The 11,763-nt window shown below is 45.0% G+C and carries 8 protein-coding genes and 1 riboswitch; all 8 genes read left to right on the forward strand.

Annotated elements, in window-relative coordinates:
• Positions 1-28: 28 nt before the first annotated feature.
• The 8 genes from ACFQWC_RS19335 to ACFQWC_RS19370 all read left to right on the forward strand — a co-directional run bounded on the left by ACFQWC_RS19335 (position 29) and on the right by ACFQWC_RS19370 (position 11,762).
• Positions 29-1,165 carry an acyl-CoA dehydrogenase gene (locus ACFQWC_RS19335; protein WP_299746533.1) on the forward strand — a complete coding sequence of 379 codons (1,137 nt, stop codon included), beginning with the start codon at positions 29-31 and terminating at the stop codon, positions 1,163-1,165.
• A 170-nt stretch (positions 1,166-1,335) separates the two neighbouring features.
• The gene (locus ACFQWC_RS19340) at positions 1,336-2,475 is read left to right on the forward strand and encodes an acyl-CoA dehydrogenase (protein ID WP_377108851.1); all 1,140 of its coding nucleotides are present in this window, start codon (positions 1,336-1,338) and stop codon (positions 2,473-2,475) included.
• A 252-nt stretch (positions 2,476-2,727) separates the two neighbouring features.
• Positions 2,728-3,381, forward strand: coding sequence for a TetR/AcrR family transcriptional regulator (locus ACFQWC_RS19345; RefSeq protein WP_299746528.1), 654 nt, complete (start codon positions 2,728-2,730; stop codon positions 3,379-3,381).
• Positions 3,378-6,644 (forward strand): fused isobutyryl-CoA mutase/GTPase IcmF, encoded by a 3,267-nt coding sequence (icmF, locus tag ACFQWC_RS19350; RefSeq protein ID WP_299746525.1) that lies wholly within the window; start codon positions 3,378-3,380, stop codon positions 6,642-6,644. The genes ACFQWC_RS19345 and icmF overlap by 4 nt, the downstream gene beginning before the upstream one ends.
• A 265-nt stretch (positions 6,645-6,909) precedes the next feature.
• Positions 6,910-7,092 carry a hypothetical protein gene (locus tag ACFQWC_RS19355; RefSeq protein ID WP_299746522.1) on the forward strand — a complete coding sequence of 61 codons (183 nt, stop codon included), beginning with the start codon at positions 6,910-6,912 and terminating at the stop codon, positions 7,090-7,092.
• Between the two features lie 152 nt (positions 7,093-7,244).
• Entirely contained in the window at positions 7,245-7,823 is a 579-nt protein-coding gene (gene rpoE / locus ACFQWC_RS19360; protein ID WP_483880590.1) for a DNA-directed RNA polymerase subunit delta, read from the forward strand.
• A gap of 461 nt (positions 7,824-8,284) precedes the next feature.
• On the forward strand, positions 8,285-9,889 hold the full coding sequence (locus ACFQWC_RS19365) for a CTP synthase (protein WP_044340571.1): 1,605 nt from the start codon (positions 8,285-8,287) through the stop codon (positions 9,887-9,889).
• 235 nt (positions 9,890-10,124) lie between these two features.
• A riboswitch (SAM riboswitch) is annotated at positions 10,125-10,231 on the forward strand.
• 445 nt (positions 10,232-10,676) lie between these two features.
• Positions 10,677-11,762 (forward strand): sugar ABC transporter substrate-binding protein, encoded by a 1,086-nt coding sequence (locus tag ACFQWC_RS19370; RefSeq protein WP_377108853.1) that lies wholly within the window; start codon positions 10,677-10,679, stop codon positions 11,760-11,762.
• Position 11,763: the final 1 nt, after the last annotated feature.

Here is an 11,763-nt window from a genome sequence, read left to right on the forward strand (position 1 = left end):
AACGACGAACATCAGGGAGGAACCATTCATGGAGTTACGATTTACAGAAGAGCAACAGATGATGAGAAAGATGGTACGGGATTTTGCTGAAACAGAGATTCAGCCGTTTGTAGAGAAGATGGAAGAAGGACAATTCCCGAGAGAAATTTTAAATAAAATGGCTGAACTTGGCCTGATGGGAATCACGATCCCTGAGAAATATGGCGGCTCCGAGATGGATTTCACGTCGTATATAATTGCGATTCATGAGTTGTCAAAAGTAAGCGCAACCATCGGGGTCATTCTGTCTGTGCATACTTCGGTGGGCACGAACCCGATACTTTATTTCGGTAATGAAGAGCAAAAGCAAAAATACCTTCCAAAGCTAGCGACAGGTGAATACTTAGGGGCTTTCTGCTTAACGGAACCGAGTGCTGGGTCGGATGCGAAGAGCTTGAAAACGAAAGCCGAAAAACGTGACGATCACTATGTATTAAATGGCTCAAAAGTATTTATTACAAATGGTGGTGAAGCAGATACGTATATTGTCTTTGCCGCAACGGACCCGTCAAAAGGGAGTCGGGGAGTATCAGCCTTCATCGTAGAGAAAGATACACCGGGCCTTGTGATTGGAAAAGACGAACATAAAATGGGTCTCCACGGTTCGAGAACGGTTCAGTTGACGTTTGAAGATATGAAAGTCCCGGCTGAAAACCTTCTGGGTCAAGAAGGGGAAGGCTTCAAGATCGCCATGGCGAATCTGGATGTAGGCAGGATCGGGATTGCAGCCCAGGCATTGGGAATCGCTGAAGCGGCTTTCGACTATTCCACCGCTTATGCCAAAGAGCGTGTGCAATTCGGGAAGCCGATCGCAGCCCAACAGGGCATCGGATTCAAGCTTGCAGATATGGCGACGGCTGTTGAAGGTTCGAAGCTTCTGGTGTACCGTGCGGCGAATCTTCGCTCAAACAACATTTCCTGTGGAAAAGAAGCAAGCATGGCAAAGTTATTTGCTTCTAAAACAGCAGTGGAAGTCTCGACAGAAGCCATTCAGGTTTACGGAGGATATGGTTATACGAAGGAATATCCAGTTGAGCGTCTGTTCCGTGATGCGAAGGTGACGGAGATTTATGAGGGTACGAGTGAGATTCAGAGAATGGTGATTGGGAAGAATTTGTTGGTTTAGTGGGATGGGGTAGCTTGAAGTCTTGGTGGAGTATCTTTGGGCATGCATTCTAAAGCGCCTCAGGCACCCGATCTTGATAGTGATGTTTCGTGGTGTAAAGGGGTTTGTGGCATCGCCTGACTTGTAAGGGTGCCAGACCCGGTATATAGATGATAAGAGGAGGAATTGAGATGAATTTTAAATTATCGGAAGAGCATGAAATGATACGTAAAATGGTGCGTGATTTTGCGCGGAATGAGGTAGCGCCGACTGCTGCAGAGCGTGATGAGGAAGAGCGCTTTGATATGGACTTGTTTAAGAAGATGGCCGAGCTTGGATTGACGGGGATTCCTTGGCCGGAAGAGTACGGTGGAATCGGGAGTGACTACCTCGCATACTGCATCGCCGTTGAAGAGCTTTCAAGAGTGTGTGCTTCTACGGGGGTAACCCTTTCAGCTCATACGTCTTTAGCGGGATGGCCTGTATATAAATTCGGTACAGAAGAGCAAAAGCAGAAATATCTTCGCCCGATGGCCCAAGGTGAGAAGATCGGTGCTTACGGTCTGACTGAGCCGGGTTCAGGTTCAGACGCTGGTGGCATGAAAACGACGGCTCGTTTAGAAGGAGATTACTACGTATTGAACGGCTCGAAAATTTTCATCACTAACGGTGGGATCGCCGATACGTATATTGTATTTGCTTTGACAGATCCTTCTCAGCGCCAGCGTGGAACGAGTGCGTTCATCGTTGAGGCAGACTTCGAAGGGTTCTCTGTCGGAAAGAAAGAAAAGAAGCTCGGGATTCGTTCATCGCCAACGACTGAGATCGTATTCGAAGACTGCAAGGTACCTAAAGAAAACATGCTAGGAAACGAAGGCGACGGATTCAAAATTGCCATGATGACTCTTGATGGCGGCCGTAATGGAATCGCCGCTCAGGCAGTTGGGATTGCCCAAGGTGCCCTGGATGCGTCTGTCGAGTATGCAAAAGAGCGTGAGCAATTCGGGAAGCCGATTGCTGCAAACCAAGGGATTTCATTTAAGATTGCCGATATGGCAACGTCCATCGAAGCTTCCCGTCTATTAACCTATCAAGCTGCGTGGCTAGAGTCAGAAGGCCTTCCATACGGAAAAGAATCGGCGATGTCGAAGCTGATGGCCGGGGATACAGCGATGAAGGTGACAACGGAAGCGGTTCAAATCTTTGGTGGGTATGGTTATACGAAGGATTATCCGGTGGAGCGTTATATGCGTGATGCGAAGATTACGCAGATTTATGAGGGGACGCAGGAGATTCAGAGATTGGTTATTTCGCGGATGGTGACGAAGTAGGGATCTGGGTGTAATGGGATTTTTGTAGAGAATTTCTTAATCGTCCTGAAGCGTGTCAGGCACTTGATAGGTTCTACTATGCTTCGTGGTGTAAAGGGGTTCGTATCATTGCATGCGACTTTAGGGTGCCAGACCCGGTATGAGTGGATATAGTTAGAGAGATAGATGACCTTCTGCTTTGTTGGGGGATGAGGCAGGTGGTCTTGAAATGGGGTCAATGGGAGAATCGGATAGAAAAGGCGGTCGGTTGTTTTGAATAAGAAGAGGGAAGTTCATGCTTCGGTTAAGGATGAGCGTTTAGTAGAAAAGCGGCGTGATCAGATGATCCGTGGGGCCGTCTCTCTATTTAAACAAAAGGGGTTTCATCGCACCACGACAAGAGAGATCGCAAAGGCCGCCGGATTCAGTATCGGAACGCTATATGAATATATTCGGACAAAGGAAGATGTCTTGTATTTAGTGTGTGACAGCATTTATGAGCAGGTCCGGCTGGAGCTTGAGGAGCTGGATGTCGGAAAAGGAACTCTGGAGAGCTTAAGGCTTGGGATTACTCACTATTTTCAAGTGATGGACCGGATGCAGGATGAAGTCCTGGTCATGTATCAGGAGGCGAAATCTTTATCTAAGGACGCCCTTCCATATGTACTGCGTAAAGAACTTGAAATGGTGGGGATGGTGGAAGATCTCATCATAGGCTGTGTCAAGAGTGGAAAGCTTGAGCTTGATGAAGATCAAATCCATATGCTGGCTCAAAATGTATTCGTCCAGGGACAGATGTGGGGATTCCGTCGCTGGGCACTTCAGAAGCGTTTTACACTAGACGAATACATCAATCTTCAAATCGAACTCACTTTTGCAGGCGTCATAGGGTTTGAAAAACAAGGGAGAACAGGGGGAATAATATGAGTACGGTTGAGATTTATAAACCAAAGCACCATGTTCGTTTTGTCACGGCATCGAGTCTGTTTGACGGACATGATGCATCGATCAATATAATGCGTCGGATTATCCAGGCAAGTGGAGCGGAGGTTATCCATTTAGGGCATAATCGCTCCGTTGAGGAAGTCGTCAATGCTGCCATTCAGGAAGATGTACAGGGAATCGCGATTTCCTCTTATCAGGGTGGACACGTTGAATATTTCAAATACATGTACGATCTTTTGAAAGAAAGGGGAGCGTCTCATATCCGCATTTATGGCGGAGGCGGGGGCGTGATCATTCCACGTGAAATCAAGGAACTCCATGAATACGGCATTGCCCGCATCTTCTCACCTGAAGACGGTCGAAAGCATGGTCTTCAAGGAATGATCAACAACATGATCGAGGAATGTGATTTTCCAACGATTAAAGGAAGCGTGAATCAAGAGGTTGAAAAGCTTTCTTCTGGTAATGTAAACACGATCTCCAAGCTGATTTCACTCGCTGAATATCAAGTCGGAGCGAATGAAGAAGTGGCGGCGACGGCCCAAACCGTTTTTTCTGAAATAAAGAACTTAGCGAAAAAAGTTCCTGTTCTGGGAATCACAGGAACAGGTGGAGCAGGGAAGAGCTCCCTGACGGATGAACTGATCCGTCGTTTCATAAACGAGCTTCCTGAAAAGAAGATCGCGATACTATCCATCGATCCTACGAAACAAAAAACGGGCGGAGCCCTTCTAGGGGACCGTATCCGTATGAACGCGATCTTCAATCCTCGTGTCTATATGCGAAGCCTTGCAACCCGTGGATCCAAAACGGAGCTTTCACTGGCCATCAAAGATGCGATCAATGTGGTCAAAGCAGCAGGCTATGACTTGATCGTGGTCGAAACGAGCGGAATCGGGCAGGGGGATGCGGAAATCGCTGAAATCTGTGACATGTCCATGTACGTCATGACAAGTGAGTTCGGTGCTCCCTCACAGCTTGAGAAAATCGATATGATCGATTTTGCCGACCTCATCGTCATCAATAAATTTGAGCGCAAAGGCTCCGAGGATGCAAGACGTCAGGTGCAGAAACAGTATCAGCGCAGCCACTTACTTTTTGATAAAGACTTAGATGACATGCCGGTATACGGGACGATTGCCAGCCAGTTCAACGACCCAGGAACGAATGCACTATTTGCTGCGATCGTGGAAACCGTGAATAAGAAAATGGAGCTGGACTGGAAAACAAGCTTCTCCAAGGACGTCGATGTGGAAAAACAAAACGTCATCATCCCAAATAACCGTCGTTATTATCTGCGTGAAATCGCGGAAACCGTCCGTAACTATCACAAAAAAGCAGAAGAGCAAGTGAACCTTGCCCGCCGACTGTTCCAGCTTGAAGGGGCAATCGAAGCGGTCAACGAAAAAGAAACGAATGATGGAGTCGTCACTTCCCTTCAAACATTAAAAGAAGAAGTCGAAAATAAATTAACAGCTGAATCGAAACAGATTTTACAAAAATGGGATGGGTTAAAAGAAACCTACAGCAAAGATCAGTTCATCACGAAAGTCCGTGATAAAGAAATTGTCACTGAATTGAAGACAAAGAGCTTGTCGGGTCTCGATATTCCGAAAGTATCCCTTCCGAAATACAAGGACTATGGTCAAATTTTGGATTGGGTATACAAAGAAAATGTTCCAGGCTCATTCCCTTATACAGCAGGAGTATTTCCTTTTAAACGAAAAGGGGAAGATCCGAAGCGTCAGTTTGCCGGTGAAGGGACTCCTGAACGGACGAACCGCCGTTTCCACTATCTATCTAAAGATGATGACGCGAAACGCCTGAGTACAGCGTTTGATTCTGTAACGTTATATGGTGAAGATCCGGATCACCGTCCGGACATCTACGGAAAAGTAGGGGAGAGCGGCGTAAGCATTTGTACACTTGAGGATATGAAAAAGCTATATGCCGGCTTTGATTTATGTGCTCCTTCTACGTCCGTTTCCATGACGATCAATGGACCTGCCCCGATCATTCTGGCTATGTATATGAACACGGCGATCGATCAGCAGATCCGTATGAAAGAAGAAGAGCTTGGCCGTGTGCTGACGGTGGAAGAGTATATGGAAGTAAAGGAACAAACGCTGCAAGTCGTTCGTGGAACCGTGCAAGCCGATATATTAAAAGAGGATCAGGGACAAAACACGTGTATCTTCTCGACTGAATTTGCCCTTCGCATGATGGGTGACATTCAGCAGTACTTCATCGATCACAAAGTAAGAAACTATTACTCTGTATCGATTTCCGGCTATCATATCGCGGAAGCGGGAGCCAATCCGATTTCACAACTTGCCTTCACATTGGCGAACGGGTTCACGTACGTTGAATACTATTTAAGTCGCGGAATGGACATCAATGCGTTTGCACCAAATTTATCGTTCTTCTTCTCGAACGGACTCGATCCCGAGTATACAGTGATCGGACGTGTGGCCCGCCGCATTTGGTCAACGGTGATGCGGGATAAATATGGTGCCAATGAAAGAAGTCAAAAGTTGAAGTATCATATTCAAACATCAGGTCGCTCCCTTCATGCCCAGGAGATTGACTTCAACGATATCCGTACGACGCTTCAAGCCTTGATGGCCCTGCAGGATAACTGTAACTCCCTGCATACCAATGCTTATGATGAAGCCATCACGACACCTACAGAGGAATCGGTCCGTCGTGCCATGGCGATTCAGATGATCATCACGAAAGAACACGGACTTTCGAAAAATGAAAATCCGCTTCAAGGATCATTCATCGCAGAAGAGCTGACCGATCTAGTGGAGGAAATGGTTCTGACAGAATTTGATCGCCTGAATGATCGAGGCGGCGTACTTGGATCGATGGAAACCCAGTATCAACGGGGGAAAATCCAAGAGGAATCCATGTACTACGAAATGAAAAAGCATTCCGGGGAACTTCCGATCGTGGGAGTGAACACGTACCTGAATCCAACCCCGCCTTCAGAGGAACAAATGGACAGTATGGAACTTGCACGTGCAACGAAGGAAGAGAAAGAAACACAAATTCATAACCTGCGAGACTTCCAATCACAACACAAAGACAAATCCGAAGAAGCACTGACCCGCTTAAAACAAGCAGCAGTGAACGGAGGAAACATCTTTGAAGAACTCATGGAAACCGTGAAAGTAGCCAGTCTTGGCCAAATCACACGAGCCCTCTACGAAGTAGGCGGGCAATACCGTCGTAATATGTAACAACATAGAAGAAAAAGAGACTACTGTGGTGATGCAGTGGTCTCTTTTTCTAGGTGCCTCTATAGCAGGGGTATCAATAAACGTATTAACAACCTTGCACACATAACGAAATATGTTTAAAAAGTCCATAAACAGTCTATCCTTTAAACAAAATCAACCAATTTTTAACACGATCTTAATAGTAGTCGGGTATCATTTCCTTTATAATGAGAATTATCAGACAGGTGAATGGATAAGAACGATATATACGTTTGGATGTGAGACTGTGAAGACCATTTTTCGTTATATACTATTGACCATCATCATATTCGCAGCTGTATTTCTATATCAATTGCAATTAGGGGCGATTCCTTTTTTTCTACTCTCTTTCTATCTTTTCTATGAAGCGTTCCGTGTGATCCGAAACGGTGAAAAAGAAGAGGAGTGGGAAAGTGGGAGGCCATCCTGACCCCAGGTTGTGAAAAAAATGCGAGAAAAACTAGATAGCTATAGCATAAAGTCTTTTATATTGTTTATAATGATTAATATGGTTAGAATTGATAATGGAGAATTTTTGCCCTTTTTTACTCTACTTAGTAGAGTGTGAAATAGAGAAAGGAAGTGCGTAAATTGAGTCTTAAGCAGTTATCCAAAGAAGAATTACGTCAAACATCATTTATTGAGTTGGCACATGAAATTTTAGTAGAGAAAAAGCAAGCAATGGCATTCGAAGAAGTAGTCAAAGAAATTAAAGGTTTGCTTGAAATCTCTGATAAAGAGGTTCGCAGCCGTTTACTTCAATTCTATACGGACCTGAATATCGATGGACGCTTTATTGCCATGGGTGATAATCGTTGGGGATTAAGAGAATGGTATCCGGTTGATCAAATTGAGGAAGAAACCGTTCCAACAATGAAATCCAGCAAAAAGAAAAAAGCGAAGAAAAAAGAAGATGAAGATCTGGATCTGGATGATTTCGATGATCTGGACGATGAAGATCTTGATTACGATGACCTTGATGACACGGACGATGACGACGATCTGACGGATGACGACGACGATGTGGATGCCGTTGACGATGAAGACGAAGATCTGGACATCGATGAAGACGATGATGAACTCGAAATCGATGAATTTGATGAAGTAGATGATGATGAAGACGAAGAAGAAGAGTTAGAAGAAGATGAGGAAGAGAAGTAATCTCTTCGACTGGAATGGCTGCTCCCCAAAAGGTATTTTGCCTTCGGGGAGCTTTTTAATATGCTCAAAATGATTGAAAATTCTATTCTTATTCAGTGCTTGACTTCTTCCTCACAGGAAGGTAGTATTTTATTTGGGCTCCCTAAAAAGGGACGAATAACGTATATCACGCTCCCCTTACATGTTTGTAAGCGGGGCGTTTTTTATTTTTGTAAGAAGAAAGCTTTGACATAATAGGGTTTTACCTAAACCTTATGTGTGGAGGATCTATCTTTTCAAAACCCCTTACATTTTTATGTATATTGATAATAAGAGGCTGTCTTTTAGCGGTTTATGCAGATGAATTTATTTTATGAGAATGGACTTGTCCTTCTTTGAACAAGATAAATTCATGACATGAATACATAGGAGACACCCTCTACTTTTTTTGAACCAAACTTACTTTGAAGGGGGACATATACATGACTAAGTATATTTTCGTAACAGGCGGCGTAGTGTCGTCACTAGGGAAAGGGATCACAGCAGCGTCCCTTGGTAGACTATTGAAAAACCGTGGAGTGAGCGTCACGATCCAGAAGTTTGATCCATACATCAACGTGGATCCAGGAACGATGAGTCCATATCAGCACGGTGAAGTATTCGTAACCGATGATGGTGCAGAAACGGATCTTGACTTAGGTCACTACGAGCGTTTCGTTGATATAAACTTAACGAAATACAGCTCTGTGACAACGGGTAAAATCTATTCAACTGTACTGAAGAAAGAGCGTCGCGGTGATTATCTTGGTGGAACGGTACAAGTTATCCCACACATCACGAATGAAATCAAAGAGCGCGTATACCGTGCCGGACGCGAAACCAATTCAGATGTCGTGATCACGGAAATCGGCGGAACAGTAGGGGATATCGAATCTCTGCCATTCCTTGAAGCCATTCGCCAGATCAAGAGCGATGTAGGCCGTGACAATGTGATGTATATCCACTGTACACTTGTACCTTACATCAAAGCAGCTGGTGAAATGAAAACAAAACCGACTCAGCATAGCGTAAAAGAGCTTCGCAGTCTTGGTATACAGCCAAATGTCATCGTCGTGCGTACAGAAATGCCAATGACTCAAGACATGAAAGACAAAATCGCGTTATTCTGTGATATTGATAAAAATGCTGTAATCGAAGCAATGGACGCAGATACACTATACTCTGTACCACTTGCACTACAGGATCAAAAGCTTGATGAAATCACATGTCAGCACTTGAAGCTTAATTGCCACGAAGCAGACATGACCGAGTGGAATGAACTCGTTGATAGAGTGAAAAACCTGTCCCGTAAAACAAGAATCGCCCTGGTAGGGAAGTATGTTGAACTGCAGGATGCGTATATCTCAGTAGTGGAAGCCCTTCGTCACGCAGGCTACCATTTCGATAGCGACATCGAAGTAAGATGGTTGAACTCTGAGCTGATCGACAACGCAAATGTAGCAGAAAAACTGGCAGATGTAGATGGAATCCTTGTACCAGGTGGCTTCGGTGACCGTGGAGTAGAAGGGAAAATCGCTGCGACTCAATATGCCCGTGAAAACAAGGTACCTTTCCTCGGAATCTGCCTTGGTATGCAGCTGGCATCTGTAGAATACGCACGTAATGTTCTTGGATTGGAAGGAGCTCACTCTGCTGAGTTAAATCCTGAAACGCCATACCCTGTCATCGACCTTTTACCAGAACAAAAGGACATCGAAGATCTTGGTGGGACACTGCGTCTTGGACTATACCCATGTAAGCTGACAAAAGGTTCAAAAGCCTATGCGGCCTACGACGGAGAAGTGGTTTATGAGCGTCACCGCCACCGCTTCGAATTCAACAATCACTACCGTGAGCAAATGGAAAAAGCCGGCTTCATCTTCTCAGGCACAAGCCCTGATGGCCGTCTTGTGGAAATCATCGAGCTAAGCGATCACCCATGGTTCGTCGCATCTCAATTCCATCCTGAATTCACTTCACGCCCGACACGCCCGCAGCCTCTATTCAGAGACTTCGTGGAAGCGTCACTTGCGTATGGTGAGAAATAAGATTTGATTATGTAACTGCTCTCCCTGGTTTGGGAGGGCGGTTTTTTTTAGGGTGGGGGTGGCCGATTTTTAAGGGGAATCGGAATTTATCGACCATTCTACAAATAACGACAATTTTCACGAACTCCTCTTTAATCTCATCTATAAAATTTTCCAAAAAAGAATATTGACAATATTCCCGCATATCGTTAACATATCGTTTATAGCGCATGCGAACTATACCAAATTTCATAATCTCTTATAAAGAGTTGGCAGAGGGACTGGCCCGATGACGCCCGGCAACCTACCGTTTAGACGGAAAGGTGCTAAGACCTGCAGGAAGAATTTCCTGAGTGATAAGAGTACGTTTATTTATACATAAACCTCTTTTCTCTTGGGAAAAGGGGTTTTTTTATTTGCAAAGAATGTTTTGTGAACTTTGTTGCTTTTAAAGGGAAAGTGCTGATTGATTTCCGCTCCAGGTGTACGGAGGTCGATAATAGCTTTAAAGTAGGGATACTTTCCTTTAGATTGCTCTGTCAATACTGAGCTCTGTCACGGAAATCTCTTATAGATGGTGAGGGGAACTGCGTAGACTCCTGCGGAAAAACGGGCGTGCCGAGACCCCGGAAGCGAAGCTGAGGAGGCTCGGCCGTACGCTAGCTGCAAGCGGAGCGGTTCCCCTCACCATCCAGCCATACTGGTTGACAGAGCCTTTGCAGATCCCGGTTTTAAAACAACAAATATCTTTTATGAAAAGAATATTTTAAAAAATTGAGGCATATCACCTCGGGAGGAGAAAAGAAAGATGAAAAAAACGGCATCATTATTCGTATTACTCGCACTTATTTTCAGTTTAGTCGCTTGTCAGCCAAAGGTATCCCAGGAGGCGGACGCAGACAGTGGAGAGAAGAAGGAAGCAACATCTGATCATCCATTGGCCAATAAAAAGATCGCCCTTATTATGCAAATCAATTTAGGGACATTTTCCGCTCAATACATAGAAGGTGTCAAAGAGCAGGTAGAGAAGTTTGGGGGCAAGGTTCAAGTATTTACGTCTGAAGGGGACCTGGCAAAAATGTCTTCTAACCTGGATGCGGCCATCAATCAAAAGTTTGATGGGATCCTCATCGATCATGGAACGAAAGAAGCACTGCAATCAGGGGTGGAAAAAGCGAAGGAACAAAACATTCCGGTTGTCGTATTCGATGCGGATGTTGCTTCAGAAGAGGTGACGGTCCTCGAACAGGGTGATCAGCAAATGGCTGAACAAACCTTGACGAAGCTTTCAGATGAGATTGGCGGTAAGGGTGAGATCGTGAAAATTTGGGTTGCAGGCTTTGCCCCGATGGAAAGACGCCAAGTAGCCTATCAGGAGTTTTTAGAAAAAAATCCTGATATTAAAGAGGTGGCGGCATTTGGAGCGGCTACTCAGAATACAGCACTGGATACACAGGCTCAAATGGAGGCCATATTGAAACAGTATCCGAACAAAGGTGACATCGATGCTGTTTGGGCTGCTTGGGATGAATTTGCAAAAGGCGCCGTTCGGGCAATCGAAGCGGCAGGGAGAGATGAAATCAAAGTATATGGAATCGACATGAGTGATGAAGACCTGCAAATCATTCAAAAAGATGGAAGCCCGTGGGTGGCATCGGCAGCCGTTGATCCGAAAGATATCGGACGCGTGCAGGTCCGGTTTTTATATCAAAAGCTAAATGGCGAGGAAACGCCTGAGAAAGTAAAGCTTGAGCCGGTATTTATTGAAAAAGAAGCATTGCCTGGAGAAACGATTACCACAGATCAATTACACGAGCATGTAGATGGCTGGGGAGCAAGTGAGCAAGGCTATACAGATGAATTAAAAACGCTTGAAGAATCGTTCAAAGAGTAGA

It is taken from the genome of Rossellomorea sp. GCM10028870 (assembly GCF_042666755.1).
GTDB lineage: Bacteria > Bacillota > Bacilli > Bacillales > Bacillaceae_B > Rossellomorea.